Origin of the sequence: Halostagnicola kamekurae, from assembly GCF_900116205.1 — an archaeon.
Taxonomy (GTDB): domain Archaea; phylum Halobacteriota; class Halobacteria; order Halobacteriales; family Natrialbaceae; genus Halostagnicola; species Halostagnicola kamekurae.
The window spans coordinates 918,869-937,500 of record NZ_FOZS01000002.1; the positions used below are offsets into that span (position 1 = coordinate 918,869).

At 63.7% G+C, this 18,632-nt stretch carries 22 protein-coding genes; 8 read left to right on the top strand and 14 right to left on the bottom strand.

All coding sequences use genetic code 11. The features are described from left to right. Positions 1 to 42 precede the first annotated feature (42 nt). Together BM348_RS12470 and BM348_RS12475 are read right to left on the bottom strand one after the other, a co-directional pair. Positions 43 to 1,185: an acyl-CoA dehydrogenase family protein gene (locus BM348_RS12470; RefSeq protein ID WP_092905126.1), complete on the bottom strand. Its 1,143-nt coding sequence runs from the start codon at positions 1,183 to 1,185 to the stop codon at positions 43 to 45. 73 nt (positions 1,186 to 1,258) lie between these two features. Further along, entirely contained in the window at positions 1,259 to 2,602 is a 1,344-nt protein-coding gene (locus tag BM348_RS12475; protein WP_092905127.1) for a DUF7544 domain-containing protein, read from the bottom strand. Positions 2,603 to 2,765: 163 nt separating this feature from the next. Between BM348_RS12475 and BM348_RS12480 the strand changes: the two genes are divergently transcribed. Beyond that, the gene (locus BM348_RS12480; protein ID WP_092905128.1) at positions 2,766 to 3,572 is read left to right on the top strand and encodes an RIO1 family regulatory kinase/ATPase domain-containing protein; all 807 of its coding nucleotides are present in this window, start codon (positions 2,766 to 2,768) and stop codon (positions 3,570 to 3,572) included. A 245-nt stretch (positions 3,573 to 3,817) separates the two neighbouring features. On the opposite strand, the gene BM348_RS12485 is transcribed toward BM348_RS12480, so the two are convergent. The 6 genes from BM348_RS12485 to BM348_RS12510 form a co-directional block, all read right to left on the bottom strand. Beyond that, positions 3,818 to 4,675, bottom strand: a complete 858-nt coding sequence (locus tag BM348_RS12485; protein ID WP_092905578.1) for a nitrilase-related carbon-nitrogen hydrolase — start codon at positions 4,673 to 4,675, stop codon at positions 3,818 to 3,820. Positions 4,676 to 4,685: 10 nt separating this feature from the next. Further along, the gene (locus BM348_RS12490) at positions 4,686 to 5,120 is read right to left on the bottom strand and encodes an SRPBCC family protein (protein ID WP_092905129.1); all 435 of its coding nucleotides are present in this window, start codon (positions 5,118 to 5,120) and stop codon (positions 4,686 to 4,688) included. Positions 5,121 to 5,172: 52 nt separating this feature from the next. Then, on the bottom strand, positions 5,173 to 5,397 hold the full coding sequence (locus BM348_RS12495) for a DUF7123 family protein (RefSeq protein ID WP_050050349.1): 225 nt from the start codon (positions 5,395 to 5,397) through the stop codon (positions 5,173 to 5,175). Between the two features lie 257 nt (positions 5,398 to 5,654). Beyond that, a complete protein-coding gene (locus BM348_RS12500) occupies positions 5,655 to 5,858 on the bottom strand; it encodes a DUF7525 family protein (RefSeq protein WP_050050350.1) in 204 nt (67 codons plus the stop codon). A gap of 102 nt (positions 5,859 to 5,960) precedes the next feature. Next, positions 5,961 to 6,992 (bottom strand): phosphate signaling complex PhoU family protein, encoded by a 1,032-nt coding sequence (locus BM348_RS12505; protein ID WP_092905130.1) that lies wholly within the window; start codon positions 6,990 to 6,992, stop codon positions 5,961 to 5,963. Between the two features lie 102 nt (positions 6,993 to 7,094). Further along, on the bottom strand, positions 7,095 to 8,180 hold the full coding sequence (locus BM348_RS12510) for an ATP-NAD kinase family protein (RefSeq protein ID WP_092905131.1): 1,086 nt from the start codon (positions 8,178 to 8,180) through the stop codon (positions 7,095 to 7,097). Positions 8,181 to 8,298: 118 nt separating this feature from the next. Between BM348_RS12510 and BM348_RS22205 the strand changes: the two genes are divergently transcribed. Next, positions 8,299 to 8,421, top strand: coding sequence for a hypothetical protein (locus BM348_RS22205; RefSeq protein WP_281244696.1), 123 nt, complete (start codon positions 8,299 to 8,301; stop codon positions 8,419 to 8,421). Here the strand turns inward: BM348_RS22205 and BM348_RS12515 are convergent. Beyond that, complete coding sequence (locus BM348_RS12515) at positions 8,418 to 9,107, bottom strand: competence/damage-inducible protein A (protein ID WP_092905132.1); 690 nt, start codon at positions 9,105 to 9,107, stop codon at positions 8,418 to 8,420. The two genes, BM348_RS22205 and BM348_RS12515, sit on opposite strands and share 4 nt — an antisense overlap. 113 nt (positions 9,108 to 9,220) lie before the next feature. Between BM348_RS12515 and BM348_RS12520 the strand changes: the two genes are divergently transcribed. From BM348_RS12520 to BM348_RS12535, 4 genes are all read left to right on the top strand, one after another. Continuing rightward, a complete protein-coding gene (locus BM348_RS12520; RefSeq protein ID WP_394328104.1) occupies positions 9,221 to 9,703 on the top strand; it encodes a 6-pyruvoyl trahydropterin synthase family protein in 483 nt (160 codons plus the stop codon). Beyond that, positions 9,704 to 10,621, top strand: a complete 918-nt coding sequence (locus BM348_RS12525; protein ID WP_092905134.1) for a 7-carboxy-7-deazaguanine synthase QueE — start codon at positions 9,704 to 9,706, stop codon at positions 10,619 to 10,621. Between the two features lie 14 nt (positions 10,622 to 10,635). Further along, positions 10,636 to 11,382 (top strand): 7-cyano-7-deazaguanine synthase QueC, encoded by a 747-nt coding sequence (queC, locus tag BM348_RS12530; RefSeq protein WP_092905135.1) that lies wholly within the window; start codon positions 10,636 to 10,638, stop codon positions 11,380 to 11,382. An 88-nt stretch (positions 11,383 to 11,470) separates the two neighbouring features. Further along, complete coding sequence (locus BM348_RS12535) at positions 11,471 to 11,920, top strand: hypothetical protein (protein ID WP_092905136.1); 450 nt, start codon at positions 11,471 to 11,473, stop codon at positions 11,918 to 11,920. A 40-nt stretch (positions 11,921 to 11,960) separates the two neighbouring features. Here the strand turns inward: BM348_RS12535 and BM348_RS12540 are convergent, their stop codons facing one another. The 3 genes from BM348_RS12540 to lrpA1 form a co-directional block, all read right to left on the bottom strand. Next, positions 11,961 to 12,533 (bottom strand): nitrous oxide reductase accessory protein NosL, encoded by a 573-nt coding sequence (locus BM348_RS12540; RefSeq protein ID WP_092905137.1) that lies wholly within the window; start codon positions 12,531 to 12,533, stop codon positions 11,961 to 11,963. 103 nt (positions 12,534 to 12,636) lie between these two features. Beyond that, positions 12,637 to 13,125 carry an SRPBCC family protein gene (locus tag BM348_RS12545; protein ID WP_092905138.1) on the bottom strand — a complete coding sequence of 163 codons (489 nt, stop codon included), beginning with the start codon at positions 13,123 to 13,125 and terminating at the stop codon, positions 12,637 to 12,639. A gap of 64 nt (positions 13,126 to 13,189) precedes the next feature. Beyond that, positions 13,190 to 13,618: an HTH-type transcriptional regulator LrpA1 gene (lrpA1, locus tag BM348_RS12550; RefSeq protein WP_092905139.1), complete on the bottom strand. Its 429-nt coding sequence runs from the start codon at positions 13,616 to 13,618 to the stop codon at positions 13,190 to 13,192. 205 nt (positions 13,619 to 13,823) lie between these two features. Between lrpA1 and BM348_RS12555 the strand changes: the two genes are divergently transcribed. Beyond that, positions 13,824 to 14,162, top strand: coding sequence for a hypothetical protein (locus BM348_RS12555; RefSeq protein ID WP_092905140.1), 339 nt, complete (start codon positions 13,824 to 13,826; stop codon positions 14,160 to 14,162). A gap of 92 nt (positions 14,163 to 14,254) precedes the next feature. Further along, positions 14,255 to 15,418 carry an outer membrane lipoprotein-sorting protein gene (locus tag BM348_RS12560; RefSeq protein WP_092905141.1) on the top strand — a complete coding sequence of 388 codons (1,164 nt, stop codon included), beginning with the start codon at positions 14,255 to 14,257 and terminating at the stop codon, positions 15,416 to 15,418. 189 nt (positions 15,419 to 15,607) lie between these two features. On the opposite strand, the gene BM348_RS12565 is transcribed toward BM348_RS12560, so the two are convergent. Both BM348_RS12565 and BM348_RS12570 read right to left on the bottom strand, forming a co-directional pair. Continuing rightward, on the bottom strand, positions 15,608 to 16,543 hold the full coding sequence (locus tag BM348_RS12565) for a thiamine pyrophosphate-dependent enzyme (RefSeq protein WP_092905142.1): 936 nt from the start codon (positions 16,541 to 16,543) through the stop codon (positions 15,608 to 15,610). 3 nt (positions 16,544 to 16,546) lie between these two features. Beyond that, positions 16,547 to 18,460 (bottom strand): 2-oxoacid:acceptor oxidoreductase subunit alpha, encoded by a 1,914-nt coding sequence (locus BM348_RS12570; RefSeq protein WP_092905143.1) that lies wholly within the window; start codon positions 18,458 to 18,460, stop codon positions 16,547 to 16,549. Positions 18,461 to 18,632 lie beyond the last annotated feature (172 nt).

An 18,632-nucleotide genomic window follows, 5' to 3' on the forward strand; every position in this document is an offset into this window, starting at 1 on the left:
GGCGGGTACTCCGGCAATCGGCCCGTCGATTCTCCGGCTCGATTAAAGCCCGAGTTCCCGCCCGATGACGAGTCGCTGTATCTCGCTTGTGCCCTCGCCGATCTCCATGAGTTTCGCGTCGCGATAGAACCGCTGTGGGGCGAAGTCGGTCGTATAGCCGTAGCCGCCGAGCACCTGCACCGCGTCTTCGGCGACCTCTCGAGCGGCTTCGCTGGCGTCGAGTTTCGCGAGCGCGGAGGCTTTCGTGACGGGGTCGCCCCGATCGTACGTGCGGGCGGCCTCGTAGGTGAGCAGCCGCGCGCGTTCGGTTTTGCGGTACATCTCGACGATCTTGTCGCGGACGGCGTCGAACTTCGCGATCGGTTGCCCGAACTGTTCGCGCTCGGTGCTGTAGCGCTTGGCATGGTCGTAGGCCCCCTGTGCCAGTCCCGTCGAGAGCGCGGCGATCGAAATGCGGCCGCCGTCGAGGGTCGTTTTCGTCTGCTCCCAGCCCTCGCCTTCCTCGCCGAGCAGGCGATTCGCCGGGAGGCGCACGTCGTCGAACGAGATCTCGCACGTCGGCGAGGCGTTGAGTCCCATCTTCTCCCACGTCGTCGTCACCTCGAAGCCCTCGTCCTCGTTCGGATCGACGATGAACGTCGAGATGCCGTCGTACCCCGCCTCGGGGTCGGTCACGGCCTTGACGAGGATCGAACCGGCGACCGACGCGTTGGTGATGAACTGCTTGGTCCCGTCGAGAACCCACTCAGCTCCGTCCTTTCGCGCCGTCGTGCTCATTCCGGAGGCGTCCGACCCGCTTTCGGGTTCGGTTAGCGCCCATCCGCCGAGGTACTCCCCCTCGGCGAGGGGTCGAAGCCACCGCTCTTTCTGCTCGTCGGTGCCGAACAGTTCGAGCGGTTTCGACGCCAGGGAAGTGTGTGCGACGTACGAGAGCCCGACCGACCCCGAGACGCGACCGAGTTCCTCCGCGACCAGCGCGTACATCATCGTATCGCCCCCGAGTCCGCCGTACTCCTCGCCGATCGGCACGCCCATGACGTCGAGTTCTGCGAGGACGTCGAACACCTCCTCGGGAAACCGGTGTTCGTCCTCGATCTCCTGAGCGATCGGTTCGATCTCGTCCGTACAGACGTCTCTGACGGTCTGGCGAATCATCCGATGCTCGTCCGAAAGTTCGGCGGCCATACGCAATACTTGCCGGCTCGAGGCATAAGCGCACCGACGGATATCAGGGGGCCGGCGGAGTCACTGCCCGACGCTACCAGCCGCGGTCGTCGAGTCCGTCGTCATCGTCGTCGTCCGTGTCCTCGTCGCGGTCCTCGCGGGCGTCCGTCGAAGTGTCTCGGTCCGATTCGCCGTTCGTATCGGTGTCGCCGTCGTCGACCGGTTCGTCTGCGTCGACCGATTCGTCCGTGGAATCGCGCGTCTCGTACCACTCGAACCCGTCGTCGTCGTCCGGTTCGGTCGTCGACCAGGAGTCGTCGGGTTCGGAATCGTACTCGTCTCGAGTTCCGTCGTCCCAGCCGGACTCTGTCTCTCGGCCCGCCGTCCCAGCGCCACCGGCCGCCCCGACCGCGGTGCCGCGTAGCGCCCCGCGGAGATCCGGGATCAGATCGAGGTCGGCGTTCGTGTCCCCGAGCAACAAGAGCGCGTAATACCGGAAGTAGACCGTGATCGGCGTCCAGACGACCGACAGCAACAACAAGAACGTGAGGAGGGCACCGATCATGAAGACGGTAAAGACGATGCCGCCGATCACGCCGAGGTCCGCGAGGAGGACAAAGAGGACGAACGCCAGAATCGCGAACGGAATCGCGAGGACGAATCCCGCAACGGCGATGACGAACCACGCGGTGATCGTGATGACGAGCATGATGATCCAGGCGAGCACGAGATAGACGACGTACTCCGCCCAGTTTTCCTTGAACGTCGCCCAGAACCGGCTCCAGGCGCTCAATACCCCGCGGTCCTCGAGTAACATGATCGGGGCGACGAACTCGGTAGTAAAGCTGAGGATGATACTGTAGACGAGCGCGAAGACGATTGCCACCGCCAGGGCCCCCCACATCGTGGCACCGGTCAGTTGATCGAGTACGTCGCCACCGGTGAACTGGTAGTACAGCAGTCCGCCTGCGATGGCGACCGGGATGGCGTTCAGGACCACTCGAAAGAGGAACAGTCGAAACCCGCGCCCGACGTTCTCGAGGAAGTATCGTCTGACGTGTACCTCGTCGGATCGAAGCGATTCGATGAGGACGAACTCCAGTATTGCCTGGATGAACATATAGATGAGCCCGATGACGAAGAAGACTGCCGCGAAAACGAGCGCGACCGCGATCATCTGATCCATGGGGAACTCTTCGCCCGTTTCCTCTTCGTATAGTTCTTGAATGCTTTCCTGAGATTCTCCCTGCGTGCCAATCTGGGTCGGATCGTCGACCATCATCCCGGGATCACCCATCGGCAACACGGGTCCGGAGAACCCGAGGCTGCTCACGAAGAAAACGATGAGAGCGAGTTTGAGGACCAGGCCGAGACTGATCGGCGTCAGGAACTCGCGAGTCGCGTCGATTGCGTCGCTGAGATCATCCACGGCATACATGATTGTCTCGGGGGTTGTATCGCCACCATGAAAATAATACTGTTGTGCACGTCACACGAAACGATTGGGTTTCAGTAGTTTCCGAACGGCACCCGCGGGCGGACATCCATTCTCGACAACCGTTCGAGACGCATATATGCCTCACCGTCCTTAGCGAAACCATATGGACATCCGTCAACTCGCGCGTGGCTCCATCGAATGGGGTCGTCTCGAGCGGGTCGCACGCACCCTGGCGGAGCGCTACGACCGGGACGTGGTGCGCGTCGAGTTTCTCGAGGCGGACAACTGGCTCTCGACGCCCTGCGTGATCGACGACGAGTTCTTCGTCAAGATTGTCTCCAAGCAGAACGCGCTGGTCCACGCGCTGTTGACGGCCGGGCGAAACATGGGCGCGTTCACGTCGGGGACTGAGGGCTTTTTCGATCGGTTCGATACCCCTCGCCAGATGGTCGAACACGAGTACGACGCGACACAGCGAATCCGCGAAATCGGCCTCAACGCGCCGAAACCCATCGAGTCGTTCGAGGTCAACGGTCTCGGCGTCCTCGTCCTCGAGTACCTTCCCGACTTCCGGTCGCTCGACGACGTCGACGACTCGGACGTCCGCGCTCGAGCGCCGGAACTGTTCGAACTGCTCGCGACGATGCACGCGAACGAGTTGGCACACGGTGATCTGCGCGCGGAAAACGTCCTCCTCTGTGAGGGAGAGCTCTACGTCATCGACGCCACGAGCGTCTCGGCGGGTCGCATGGACGAAACGACGGCGTACGACCTCGCGTGTGCGATGGCTCTCCTCGAGCCTCGAATCGGCGCTCGAGACGCCGTTCGCGAGGCGGCGGCGGTCTACGACGCCGACGCGTTGCTGTCGGCGCGGGAGTTCCTCGACTTCGTGCGAATGCGCCCGGACCACCAGTTCGACTCCACGAGGCTTCGAAGCGAAGTCGAGAAGGTCGCCGACCTGCAGGAGTGACTCTGCCGACCAGACTCCACTATCTGTCGTAACTGAAACGAGAAGGCGAAAGGCGTGGGCGAGCGGTGGATCCGTCCTCGAGGAGTTCGGCGGAGCCTGAGACGAGCAGTACCGGTGAAGACGTGAAAAGCGCCTCGAACCGGTAACTCATATGCCGGTCGGGAGGAACAAAAAGTTCTCGGTCGCGGAACCGACGTTCGTCACGCGACCATGTTCGCGAATCGGGAGCTTCCGCGGCAATCTGACTACCGTCGTCGGTCCGCGAGCGCTGGAAACGACGAGCGAACCCCTTCGACCGTCTCGGGATCGACCGTCGCCGTGACCAGCGCGGGATCGTCGCCGCTCGAGGCCAGGCGGACGCCCCAGGGATCGTAGACGGTCGACCGCCCGAGCAGGTCGGCGTCGTCGAACGATCCCGACCCGTTGATCGTCGCGACGTAACACTGGTTTTCGATCGCTCGAGCCCGCGAGAGCGCCTCCCAGTGATCGACTCGCGGGTACGGCCACGCGCTGGGGATCAACAGCAACTGCGCGCCCGAGTCGACCAGTTCGCGGTAGAGTTCGGGAAATCGGAGGTCGTAGCAGGTCGTCACGCCCACCGTGAAGCCGCGGATCGTCGCCGTGTCGACGGACTCGCCGGGAACGAGCAGGTCGCTCTCTGCGGACTCGTACCCGAAGAGGTGGTGCTTTCGGTAGACCAACTCGAGCGCGCCGTCGGCGCTAAACAGGGCCGCGGTGTTCGCGAGGCCGGTTTCCGCGGGCGTCGAAACGGCGTCGGTCGCCGCAAGGTCCTCGACGATGCTGCCGGCCAGAACGGCCACGCCGTGGTCGATGGCCGCGTCCCTGAGCCGTCCGAACGTGCGCCCGTCGATCGGTTCGGCGTGGCTCGCGTATTCGTCGAAAGCGAAGTATCCGACGTTGAACAGTTCCGGGAGCGCGACGAGATCGGCCCCGGCCGCGGCCGCTCGACCGACCGCCGCCGTCGCTCGCTCGACGTTTCCGTCGACGTCACCCGGTTCGATGGCGATCTGTGCCAGCGCGAGTTCGATCTCCGATCCCGCTGTCGACTGGTCCCGCGAATTCGAGTCCGATTGGTCAGACACCATCGGCAGCTCAGGGGGCCGATCGGAGGTCGTTCTCGAGCGCTCGGCGGAGGTTCTCGAGTTCGTCGTCGAGGTTCCGCTTGAAGAACGTCTCGACGCCGGGGAGTTTGCCGTCGACGACGAACTGATTCTCGAGGCGAGCGCCCGTCTCGGTCTGGGTGATCTCGTGTTCCCCTTTCACGTCCATCACCTTCGACCGCCCGACGAACGCCACCTCGTTGGGCGGCGCTCGCGTCACGTCCTCGGTCTCGACCGTGATCGTCTGTCGAACCAACGGAATCGGAAGTTCGACGTGCCACGTCGCCTCTCGGCCGGCTTCGTCATCGATCGTGTACTCGGAGACGACGCTGATCGCCCGCGCTCGGTTCTCCGGGTCGGAAATGAACTCCCAGACGCGCTCGGGAGTCGCGTCGACTTCGAACGATCGATCGACCCGTACTGTCATGTGCGATACCTCCGTGATTGACGGGTAAAAAGACGGTGAATCCTCGACTGACTCAACTGAGCGTGACTTTCCAGGTCGTCGAGCGCGCGCGACCCCACTTTTCGATATCGACATCCTCCGACTTCTCCGCGAGGTGCGGGAGCCGAGCCCCGACCTGCTTCGACGAGAGGCCGATCGCCGATGCGATGTTTTTCGCCCGGAAGTACTGCTCCCCTCGGGCCGCACTCTCGCGGAGATACGAGAGAATGCGCTGTTCTTCGTTGGAGTAGTCGGTCATCGTCAGTACGGTATCTAGGGTTTCGGTCGCCTTAACTCTTAACGGCTGAGACCGGCCGCTGGGAGCGACTATCGCCGCTACTGACCGATCGGCGTGCGCGTAATTCGTCGAAACGACGCTGTTAGGACTTGCACTCTCGAGGCAACGCTTCGGGGCTGGACCTCCCCGAGAATACGTTCGCCGTTCGACACGAACTGTCGAACGGATGTCTCGCTGCCGGTCTCCGCGAGGTCGACGGAGAATCCGGTGACAGCAGCTCAGTCCCAGAGGTGAATCCCGGCGACCGCGAGGATCGAAAACGCTACTGCGCCGGCGAAGCCGCCCGCCGCAGTGATTTCGGGGATGCCGCCGAGTTCGAGCGCACCCACGATCATTGCGATTGCACCGACGACGGCGAGCGCACCGAGTGCCATCGAGAGACCGACGCCCTTGTCGGTCGCAGATTCCGTTTGCGTAGCCATATCACGGTGGTTTCGAGTGAACGCTCTTAATTGCACTCATTCGCGGCGGTTCGAGCGGCCGAGTCCTCGAGTTCGCCGCGGGTTCAGACAAGGAGTCCCGCGTTACTTGATCGTCGTGTGGTCGGACTCCTCGTTGAGCGCGAGATTTGCGGCGATCTCCGTGTTTCGCATCGCGTACCCCGCGGTCTGCTGGACGCTGACCAGCACCTCTCGAACTTTGAGGAGGTCGTCGTTGTTCATCTCAGGCAACTCGGCCAGGATCTCCTCTTCCCGATCCGCGATGTCACGGTAGAGCTTTCGCGCTTCGATCGTTTTGTCGTAGTCTCGCTCGACGGCCGACTCGACCGCGAGGGCGGTGATGTCGTCGACCAGTTCGGTCAGTTCCCGAATCTCGCGCATCACGTTGCTGTCGATGTCGAGGGTGTGACCCTCCGTCTCCATCACGATGTCCGCGATGTCCTCGGCGTTGTCCGCGGTCAACTCGAGGTTCTTCGCGATCGATCGGTAGCCGATCAGCGGGAAGCCGCTGTTGAGTCCGACCGCGCGGGCGAGGTTCGGGTTCTGGTAGGCCGTAAAGATGAGACGAAGCAGTAACACGAAGATCTTGTTCGCCTGTCGCTCGCGGTTGAGTGCCCGCTGTGCGAGGTCGGGGTTGCCGTGTGCCAGCGCCTTGATCGCTTCGCCGCGCATCGTCCGTCCGGTTCGCTCGAGGCGCTCCAAGAGGTTATCGAGCGTGAAGTCCTCCGGATCGACCGAACAGCGGATCGAGATGTTCTCCGGCGTCTCTTCGATGACGCCGAGGCCCATCAACTGCGTCTCCGCGCGGTAGACCGCGTTAATGTGTTCGGACTCGAGCGCGCCGTCTTCGCATTCGATGCGGATGACTCGTCGCCCGAGGACGTACTGGGCGACGATCGCCCGCTCGACCGCTTCGGAATCGAGGTCGTCGGCGTGGATGATCGCCTCGGTTTCCTCCGAGTTCGCGGATTCGGGCATCACGGTGAGCGTGCCCTTGCCGCTGGTTCGAAGCGACACTTCGTCGCCTTTCTCGACGCCGTGCTCGGACGCCCACTCGGCCGGCAGCGTCATCGCCAGCGTCGACGGACCGAGCCGTTGCACTTTCCGTGTTTCCATGTCACAGCGTACGCTGGACCGGGCCTTAATCTTGACTATATGCTGCATACATTCGGCGCTGTCGTTATATGGTTAATCTCCGCAGCAGATCAGGACCAGACCTTAAACAACCTTCACGAGCCGGGTCGTGTACCTGCCCGTTCGGACCTTGATCCACCCTCGCAGCTCCTCGTTCAGGCGCTCGTCGTCGGTGTCGACGTGAAACGCGCCGATGTCGTCGAGTTTCTCCGTCGAGGCGACGATATCGAGCGCGTCGGACCGTCGGATCACGGCGGGCGAGAGCTGGTGGTTGCCGCGGCCGAAGAGAAACCCCTGTCCGCCGATCGGTGACACTACGATCGTGACCGGGTCCGAAAGCGCCGCCAGAATCTCGCTCTCGGACCCGTCTCGGACCAAGACCTCGCCGTCCCGCCAGACGTCGACGCCGAGGGGAGAGCCGTCGATCTCGAATGCGTCTTCGATTCGCCCGACCGTGCTCCCCGGGCCGAACACGTAGGTCCGCCCGGCGTCGACGTCTCGAGCGTAGCCATCGGCGAGCGAGTCGACGCTCCCGCTGGCGAGTTGCTTGCTCGATTGGATCTCCGGAGCGACCGGAACCGGGACCACCGCCCGTAGCTCCGAGCGGACCGTTCCCTCCCGGTAGGCCGCCTCGTCGATGTCGTTGACCTCGCGCGACTCCACGCGGTCGAACTCGGCGGCCACGCGACCGGCGTCTGCGGGCGTCACGGCGAAGACTGACGAATAAATTTTCACCCCCGCGGGGACGCCGAGCATCGGCGTCTCCCCGTCTGCTTCCTCCAGCACCGCGGCGACGTCCGCGGCGGTGCCGTCGCCGCCGACGAACACCACGAGATCGACCCCGCGCTCGAGAAACGCCCGAACGGCTCCGCGCGTGTCCTCGGCAGTCGTCTCGGATTCACCTTCGGCCGCGGATTCGGGTTCGAAGACGACGGTCGGGTCGAACCCGGCGGCGACCGCCGCCGATTCTCCCATGCTCCCGGCCGCCGTGTAGACGGTGGGCGAGGGATCCAGCCGGTACAGCGTCTCGAGGGCGTCGGAGGCGCGATCCGGTGCGCGCGGCGTCGCGCCTCGTCGTCGGGCCTCCTCGAGTTTGCCGTCCGTTCCCTTCAACCCGACCCGACCGCCCATTCCGGCGATCGGATTGACGACGAACCCGATTTCGTTCATGCGCGAAATTTGGGAGTCCGCCCCAATAGGCGTGTGGCTTCGCGTTCAGTCGCGACTCGATAGGTCGGGATCGGTCGGTTTCTGAAACGTTAAGAGGGGTGAGCGGACACTACCGTACATGAGTACACTACCAGACCTGCTTCTGGCGACGGAACCGGTGTTGCCGGCGTGGACCGGATGGGGCGTTCTGATCGTGAGCCTGCTTCTCACCGTCGGCTGGCTCTCGGCGCTGTACCGCTAGGCGGGGCTCTCGACTCGCTGCTCGAGCCACTCGGCGGCCGCCTCGACGATCTCCGGATCGGAGCTCTCGATGGTTACGCGGACCGACTCGCCGGGGTAACTGCCGACTGAGACGTCGAACTCCGATCGGAGGTCGGCGAGTCGATCGAGGAGCGCGCTCTCGGGCTCGTCTGCGACCACGACGGCCCGGTGTGTCTCGACGCCGTCGAACTCGGGGGCGATCGCCTCGAACATCGTTTTCATTTCCCGTGGGACCCCCGGCAGGACGTAGATGTTCTCGAGGACGGCGCCGGGTGCGACCCCCTCCGTATTGTGGAGGGCCCGGGACCCGGCCGGGAGCGTGCCAGTGCCGTCCGTCAGGTCCTCGCGGGAGTAGCCGCCGTTTTCCGCCAGCCAGGCGAGCGCGTCATCGTGGGGCTCGAGCGGTCGTCCGACGGCCGCGGCGACGCCGTCCATCGTCACGTCGTCGTGGGTCGGACCGAGCCCGCCGGTGACGATCACCGCGTCGTACTCGGCGCGGTACTCGTTGACCACGCGGGCGATGTCGCCGACGCGGTCGGGAACGGTCGTCGCGCGCTCGACGCGTACGCCCCGGTCGGCGAGTCGTTCGCCGAGCCACGCTGCGTTCGTGTTTGTCGTTCGACCGGCGAGCAGTTCGTCCCCGACGGTCACTACTGCGACGTCCATGTCCGTTCTACGCGCGCCTGACCCATAGCTATCTCGCATTCGAAACGGTCGCCGTGCCGGCCGAGCGTCGAGAGGAGAGGAACTAAGTATTCTCGCGGTATTCCTGTGGTATGATGAAGGAACTCGAGACCGGAGACGCCTCGACGAGCGCGGAGCGCCCTCGCTCGACGAACGTCCTCGATACCACGCGAACGCTCCGCATCGGCCACGACCGGCCGATTCGGATCAGCGCCGGGCATCGATTGCGCCACCACGACGGGAAGTGCGCTCGTCCGCACGGCCACAACTACGAAGTCGCCGTCACGGTGACGGGCGAGTTGACCGACGAAGGCTGGGTCGTCGACAAAGGTGATATTACCCAGGTGATCGACGAGTGGGACCACAAGTTCTTGCTCGAGGCCGGTGATCCGCTCGTCGACGCGTTCGAGACTGCGGGCGACGCCGACGGGGTCGTCGTCCTCGAGCACCCGCCGACGGCGGAGGTCATGAGCGTCGTCCTCGAGCGGAAACTCGCGGAAACGCTGCCCGAAACCGTCGAATCCGTCGGCGTGCGAGTGAGCGAAACGAGCGAACTCTGCGGCGGAGGCCGTCTCTGAATGCCCGTCTCGAGTACCGGCCCCGATTCGGACGAGACAGCCTCGAGCGGAGGCGCTGACGCGGCTCGGGCCTCGAGCGGAGATACCAGTGCCACGCAGACCTCGAAAGACAGCCAGGAGGACGGCGCACTACCGATCAACGAGCTCTTCTACTCGCTACAGGGGGAAGGGATCCTCGCCGGCGTCCCGTCCGTGTTCGTTCGCACGAGCGGCTGTAACCTGCGCTGTTGGTTCTGTGACTCCTATCACACGTCCTGGGAGCCGACCCACGCCCGGATGGGCCTCGACGAAATCGTCGCCGAAGTCGAGTCCTTCGAGCGGGCGGACCACGTCGTGCTCACGGGCGGCGAACCGCTGCTTCACGAAGAGTCGGTCCGCCTGCTCGAACGGCTCTCGGAACGTGGCTATCACACGACCGTCGAGACCAACGGGACGATCTTCCGCGACGCGCCGATCGATCTCGCGTCGATCAGCCCGAAACTCGAGAACAGCACCCCGACTCCCGAGCGGGACCCGCGCGGGGAGCAATCTGGTGACGGCGCTGGGGACGACGCCGAGAGTGGTCAGCGATCCGCGGGCGACTCGAGTCGAGACTCCGACGGGATAGCGTCGCGCCACGAACGCGACCGGATCGATCTCGAGGCGATGGCGCGGCTGGTCGAGACGTACGACAGCCAGTTGAAGTTCGTCGTCACCGACGAGTCGGACGTAACCGAAGTCGAGTCCATCCTCGAGGACCTCCGCGCGGCGTCGACGGCGTCGATCGCAGCCGACGACGTGCTGTTGATGCCCGAGGGCGCGACCCGCGACCGGCTCGCCGAAACTCGGACCCGCGTCGCCGAACTCGCGATGGAACACGGCTTTCGATACACGCCCCGTCTCCACGTCGATCTGTGGAACGACGCCCCCGAAACGTAATCAACCGATCACGAATGACACCGACAACAGAGGACACGACGACAGACGAATCGACAGCACAGGACAAGCGAGCCGTCGTCCTTCTCTCGGGCGGCATGGACAGCGCGACGGCCGCCTACGAGGCTCGAGCGCGCGGCTACGACATATACGCACTGCACACCTCCTACGGCCAGCGCACGGAAACGCGCGAACTCGAGTGTGCGCGGACACTCGCGGAGGCCCTCGAGGTCGAGGACTTCCTTCGGATCGAAACCGGCCATCTCGCCGCGATCGGCGGCTCGAGTCTGACCGACGACGAGCTCGCGGTCGGGGACGCAGAGCCCGACAGCGACGAGATTCCGAACACCTACGTTCCGTTTCGCAACGCGAACCTCCTCGCGATGGCGGTTTCCTACGCGGAGGCCCACGACTGTGGGGCGGTTTTCATCGGCGCGCACAGCGAGGACTTCTCGGGCTACCCCGACTGTCGGCCCGCCTTCTTCGACGCCTTCGAGGCGGTCGTCGACGCAGGGACGAAACCTGAGACCGACATCTCGATCGAAGCGCCGTTCGTCGAGTGGTCCAAGACCGACATCGCCCGCCGCGGGCTGGAACTCGAGGTCCCCTACGAGCACACTTGGTCGTGCTATCGCGACGATGAACCCGCCTGCGGGACCTGCGATTCGTGTGCGTTTCGACTCGAGGCGTTCCGAAACAACGACGCTCGCGATCCGATCGCGTACGCGAAACGGCCCCCTCACTCTGGGACAGACGACGGGTAGAGCCACGCCGGTTCGGCCATCAGCGTCTCACAGACTCGAACGACCGCGAGGAAAACGCTCATCCGTCGCTGCATTGAACTACCAGTAAATGCGATCGATACCGCTCGAGTGGTTTCGAGACGAGGACGGCGACTGGACGGTTTTTGCCGATCGTCGCGGCGAATTCGTCGTCCTCCTCGCCGGGCTTCCCCTCGTCGTTTGGCTGCTCGCGAGCGAGGTGGGCGGGCTCGATCCGGGGTGGCGCTGGCCGGCGGTTCCGCTCGGTATCGTCGTTGGAATCGCGTACACGCGGCGCTATCGATCGCTCGTCATCGATGCACTTCCGGAGGACTCGAGCACGACGATACTCCTGACGCTGTTCGGCAGCGGGTTCGGACTCTCGACGCTCGAGACCTTACACCTCGCACAGCCCGTACTATTGTTTGTACTCGCTGCGGGGACGACGGTGGCGCTCGTCTATGCCCTTCGGCTACTCTCACCGCTTCACGACGGCTGTGAGCCCGCGCGCCGCGGGGTCGATCCCCCGGGAACGATCTGAGTCGCTTCGAGGCCGCAGCGAAGACGAAAACCAATCACGGCTAGTAGATCGAGGCCGCCTCGCTGTCCGCGTCCTTGAGTCCGACGATGTCGTCTTCGGTGAGGTCGTCGTACTCCTCGACGTACGCGACGGCGTCGTCTCGGTCGGCGAACGGCACGGGACTGTCCATCGGCGCGTCGATGCGCTCCTGATCGTGCTCGAGGACGAACGAGGCCTCCGTCGCGTCGATCAGATCCAGACTCTCGTGGCCCGTCGTCCAGACGGCGCTGATCTCCGCGTCTGGTCCCCCCTCTTTCGCTGGATCGACGTAGTAATTGAACAGACAGCCCGCGGAGTCGAAGAACGTGGCACCTTCTCCTTCGTGGACGAGCTGTGCGTTCGAGTTGTCCCAATCGGCGGGCAGCATATTACAGACTGGACACCGGTACTCCTCGGGCGGCTCGATCGGCTCGTCGCCGGGATGGTCGACGAGTTCGATCGGCTCGGGTTCGTCTTCGGAGTCCCCCTCGGGCTCCTCCGAGCGATTCAGACAGCCCGCGAGGCATCCGGCGCCGACGCCCGCGGCGGCGACGAACGCCCGCCTCGAGAGCGGTCGGCTCCCGGTTCGGTTCATGCCGGAGGTACTCGGCCGAGTCGCAAAACCAATTTGGTTCGCTCGTCGAACGCGCTTCGAATCGAGGGCTCCGACCGCACCCGCGGGACGTGCGAGACAACGGTTAGTGAGGCGACTCGAGTCGGTCTTTCGTTCGCCCGTGTCGGATCCGGAACATCGGCTCGAACCCGATCCGGGAGAACGGCGTGACCGCGTCGCCGACGACGCCGAACGGAAGCGCGTACTCGACGTGATCGCGGAGGATCGTCTCGTCGCCGTCCGCGTGGAACGAGTGGGTATGGACCCAGGTTTCGAACGGGCCGTCGATCATCTCGTCCCGGAAGTACGCGCTGCCGTCGGACCGTTCCCGCGCCGTGATGACCGACCGCCACCGCTGTCTCGGACCGACACCGAACGGGCGTATCGAAAGCGAGACGCCGGTCCCGGCGGCGAGCACCGGCGGATCGCGGTCGCCGTCGGGGCCGACCACGGACTCGACGCGCAGGTTCAACCAGTCGGGCGTGAGCGCCTCGAGTCCCGAAATCGACGAGTGAAACTCCCACACGTCCTCGAGCGGCGCCCGAACTCGCGTCTCTCGCTGGTAGGTAGCCATGGGCGGATACACGCCCTCGAGCGGGAAAAGTACGAAGCCGCCGTTCGTCGGGTCCGGTCGGCGATTACTTCAACCGTTCCTGGAGGAAAGATGGATGTGCCGCCGTGACGCCGTCTATCTCGAGGATTTCGTCGGAAATGAGTTCGCCGAGCGAGTCGCCGTCCTCGGCTCGAACCTCCGCCATCAGCATGTGATCGCCGCTCGAACTGTAGAGCGCTTCGACCTTCTGGAGGGATTTGAGCGCGTTCGTCGCCTCGACGTATCGCTCGCTGGCGACGTCGATCCCGACGAGTGCGATCGTTTGGCTCGAGAGCTTCTTCGGATCGATATCCGCAGAGTAGCCGATAATGACGCCTTCTTCTTCGAGTTGTTTGATGTATTTTCGAACGGTTGGTTTCGAGACGTCCGCCCGATCGGCGATGTCGGCGTAGGACGCCTGCGCATCCTCCTCGAGAACCTCGAGGATGCGATCTTGCGTTGCCTGAGTGCTCATACCAGTATGTTTTGCTGGCGCAGAAAAATATCTTTTGTATCTGGAAACGACGGATCGTTGATGAACGCCGGTCCGAAACTGCCGCTCCGCCGGTGAGCGCGACACGTCTCGTCACCGCCGGATCACGGACTCGAGGCGACGAGTGAGTCGACACCGAGGCCGGGCGACCGTGGAACTTATTCGGCCGGTGACCGCAGAACACCCAATGATCGACTACAATCTGATCAGCGGGCTGGTCTGGCTCGCCTGTGGCGCGGCGATTCTCTATCTCGGCTACCTGATCGCCGTTCGAGGCCGCGTCGACCTCCACTCGGCGTACGAGGAGTCGGTCGATCCGGCCTACGCCTCGCGGTGGGCCGGCGGCACCGCCGTTCTCATGGGCGTGATCGTCGTCCTGTACGGACTTCGAGAACTAGCGTACGGCTTTCATCCGTACGCCCTCGGCGGACTGGTCGGATCCCTTCTGGTTCTCAGTCACGTCTCGAAGCTGTTCGCCCGCGGGTACGGCCCTCGAGGAAAGCGGAGGACCGAATCGGATGGCTGAACACGTTTTCGAGAGGACCGATCGATCGCGCCGCGAGGCGGTTCCAACTCGAATCCGATGAAATAATAGCCTCCACGAGAAAGTCATTTCGCATGAGACTGCCTCGCACCGCATTGGGTTTCATCATTCTCGCTCTCGTGGTGCCGACGGCTGGCTGTGTCGGTTTCGTCGATGGGGCTGCGGAATCGGGAACCGAGGTCCGTCAGGAACTCTCGAAAGCGGAGCCGCCCGAGACCCTCTCGGCGACGGTCGAAACGACGACGACCACGACCACTCCGAACGGCTCCGACACCCGAACGATAACCGAGTCCGTCTGGCTCCGCGAGACTGGCGAGAGCCGAACCGAAGGCGGCGGTGAGCGATCGGGTGACGAGGACGGCGGTTACGTCGTCGTCGACGACGGCGATACGGTCTGGCATCAGGAGTCCGGATCGGTCACGAGCTACGAAAGCCAGAACAACGATACCAGTCGACTCGAGCGGATCTACGCGGAACAGGAACGATACTTCGAGCGGTTCGACGTCCAATCGGTCGATGAGACGACCGTCGACGGCCGACGGGCCCACCGGGTCGTCTTCGAACCGCACCAGAACGAGACGGTCGAGCGCTCGATCGACGTCATGGTCGATGAGACGACCTATCGGATTCCGCTCGAGACGGAACTCCAGGCCGTCGACGACGACCAGCCGAACGAAATCGAGATCGTCTTCGACGCGGAGACGATGTTCCCGCTCCAGTTCGAGATGGTCTCCGATCGGGTCGAGTTTAGCGTCACGTACCGAGACGTTTCGTTCAACGACGAACTCGAGGACGATCTCTTCGAGTTCGAACCGCCGGCCGATTCCGAGTCGGAGGGGATCACGCTCCCGGAGATCACGGAGTACGACACTGTCGAGGCCGCAAACGAGTCGGTCTACTTCACCGTGAGCGCTCCCGACGCCGACACGCTCCCGTCCGGTTTCGATCTCGAGTCGGTCACGCGTACCGTCTATCTCAAGGAGGACCGAACACAGGTCACACAGTCCTACCGGGACGACGAAGACCGAAGCGTTCGGGTCGCCATCGGCGACGGCCCGCGGGCAATTCCGGTCGAGGGGTCGCCAGCTTCCGTAAACGGTGCCGACGCGACACTCGGCGAAACCGAACACGGGACCGAACTCGAGTGGGAACACGACGGCCACTACTACCACGTCTTCGCCGATGCGGACCTCGAGGAGGAAACGGTCCTCGAGATCGCCCAGTCGCTACACGCCTAATCGGATCGAACCGGTCCACAGACGCGGAGAATTGAACAGACGGGGCGAACCGAACAGGCGAGGGAAACCGAGGCGGTCCGCGACGGCTATCGTTCTCGCGGTATTTGCTGACAGCCGTCTCTTCGGGTTTGTGAGATCGGCGCGTCGGCGGCCAGCCCCAAGAAAAACGGGTCGAACGGGTCGCGGTGGTTACGTGTGGCGCTCGAGCAGGTCGTAGCTGCGTTCCCACTCGGCGTCGTCGTCGAAGTACCGCTCGGCCAGCGGTTCCTGCGGGACGCGACCGAGGTTCTTTTTCTCCTCCTGGTAGGACGGACTCTCCTCGTCGACGTAGTAGCGACCGGTGAGGACGGTTCCCTCGTTGAGGACGTCCTCGGTCTCCTGCATCATCTGGGCGGCCTCGCCGCGGTCGGTGATGTCGAAGTCGTAGTCGTCGGACTCCTGAACGTCGATGTAGGGGACGTACTGGCGCGCGTCCTTGTTCCAGGTCGGACACTGGGTGAGGAAGTCGACGTGTGCGAAGCCGTCGTGTTCGATCGCTTCCGCGATTATCTCTTTTGCCTGGTTCGGGTTGACCGCCGCGGTGCGGGCGATGTACGTCGCACCGGAGGTCAGCGACATCGAGAGCGGTCGGATCGGCGTCTTGGCCGTTCCGCCGGGCTGGGTCTTCGACTTGTGACCCTTCGGGCTCGTCGGCGAGGTCTGGCCCTTCGTCAGGCCGAAGATCTCGTTGTTGAACACGATGTAGGTCATGTCGTGGTTCTCTCGAGCCGTGTGGATGAAGTGGTTGCCACCGATGCCGTAGCCGTCGCCGTCGCCGCCGGCGGCGATCACTTCGAGGCCGTCGTTAGCGAGTTTCGCCGCGCGAGCGACCGGCAGCGAGCGGCCGTGGATCGTGTGGAAACCGTAGGTGTCGAGGTAGCTGTTTAGCTTCCCCGAGCAGCCGATTCCGGTACAGACGAGCGTTTCTTCGGGGGTTCGTCCGACTTCCGGAAGGGCCTGTTTCAGCGATTTGAGCACACCGAAGTCACCACAGCCCGGACACCACGTCGGCTGTGGCTCGACCCCTGGGGTGTACTCCTCGCGGTCGATCTCTCGTTCGTCGCCGATTGCGTTGAATGCACTCATGGGTTAGTCACCTGCTGCGGGTTCGATGTGTACCTGTGCGGACGGTTCCTCGTCGCCACCGTTGAGGTTGATCTCGGCGGATTCGACGACCTCTGCGGGTTCGAACGGGTTGCCGTTGTACTTCAACAGACTTGTCATCTTCTCGCCGTAGCGTCCGAGTTCCTTCTGGATCAGGCCGCGGAACTGGGCGGTCGCGTTCATCTCGACGACCATCGCCTCGTCGACGCTCTCTAAGAACTCGACCATCTCGGTCTCGGGGAACGGCATCATGTCGGAGACGCCGATCGCCTTGACCGACTGGCCGTTCTCGTTGAGCCGGGAGACCGCCTCGGCCACTGCTCCCTGGGAGGAGCCCCAGGTGATGATGCCGAAGTCGGCGTCCTCGTCGCCGAAGTAGGTCTGGTTCGAGTCGTGTTCCTCGTCGAGCTCCTCGCGAATGTGCTCGAGCTTCTGGACGCGGCGGCTCATCTGGTAGACGCGGTTGTCCGGGTCCTCGCTGATGTGACCGACGGGCGTGTGCTCGTTACCGGTCGCGAGGTAACGCCCACCTTCCTGTCCGGGCAGCGAGCGTGGGCTGACGCCGTTTTCGGCGCCCGACTCGTGCTCGTAGGCGAAGCGGTGGAACTTCCCGGAGGCGTCGTGTGCGGCCTCCTTGAGTTCGTCTTCGGTGAGCGTCGAGCCGAGGTCCGGATTCGGCTCGCGGTCGAAGAACTCGACCGGCACGTTCGTGTTCTCGCCCGAGAGCTTCTGGTCGTAGATGATGATCGACGGAATCTGGTACTCGTAGGCGATGTGGAACGCGAGGCGCGTCTGTTCGTAACACTCCTCGATCGTTCCCGGCGCGAAGACGACTCGAGAGGAGTCACCCTGACTCGTATAGAGGACGAACTCGAGGTCGCCCTGTTCGGGTTTGGTCGGCATCCCCGTCGAGGGGCCGGCGCGCATCGACTCGAGGAGGACGATCGGCGTCTCGGTCATCTCCGCGAGTCCGAGCGGCTCGCTCATCAGGGCGAAGCCGCCGCCGGAGGAGCCGGACATCGCTTTCGCGCCCGCGTGGCTGGCACCGACGGCCAGCGCCGCGGCCGCGATCTCGTCTTCGACCTGTTCGGCGATCCCGCCCATATCCGGGAAGTTCTGGCTGAGGATCGTGAACACGTCCGTCCACGGCGTCATCGGGTAGCCGGCGATGAACCGACAGCCGGCGTCGATCGAGCCGTAGGCGATCGCGTTCGAACCCGAGAGCAGCGCCTGCTCGGTCTCGTGCTCGCCGGTCGGCGCGCGAAGGTCGTGTTCGAAATCGTACTCCTCGTTGACGATCTCGTAGGCCTCGTGGAGGATCTCGAGGTTCGACTCGAGGACGTCACCGCCCATCGCGTCGCTCATGAGGTCCTCGATGTGTTCGAGATCCATGTCGAGCAACGCGGCGGTGACGCCGACGCCCGCGGTGTTTCGCATGACTTCGCGGCCGTGTTCTTTCGCGAGGCCGCGGAGATCCATCGGGAAGACGTGCCAGTCGTTCTCCTCGGCACGCTTTTCTAGCTCGAGATCTGCCACGTCCTCCTCGCTGATGAGCCCCTCGTCGTAGACGATGATTCCGCCCTCGCGGAGGTCGTCTAGGTTCTCCGAGAGCGGCTTGATCTCTTCGTTTCCGTAGTAGGCCTCTTCCTGTGGGTTTCGCGCGAACGAGTCGCCCAGCGCGAGCAGGAAGTTGTAGCCGTCGCCGCGTGACTGTACGTCATCGGCCGATGCGCGGATCTCGACGTACGTGTGACCACCGCGAATCCGTGACGGATAGTGACGGTGGGTGAATACGTGCAACCCGGCGCGCATCAGCGCCTTTGCAAAGTTCTGGCTCGTCGAGTCGATTCCATCCCCGGAACCCCCTGCGATTCGCCAGATGAGTTCGTCATCGCTCATAGTAAGGTCAGTGGCCGGTGGGCCAGCAGTACCTGATTCTTCGGTCTTACCTCCCTAAAGACTTTGCTATAGATTGCCATGCATCTATCGTGAAGAATGAACAACCATCCACTTTAGACGGTCAGATCTCTCATGTTTGTTCGGAACGTTCACCAAAAGTGTGTGATATCTC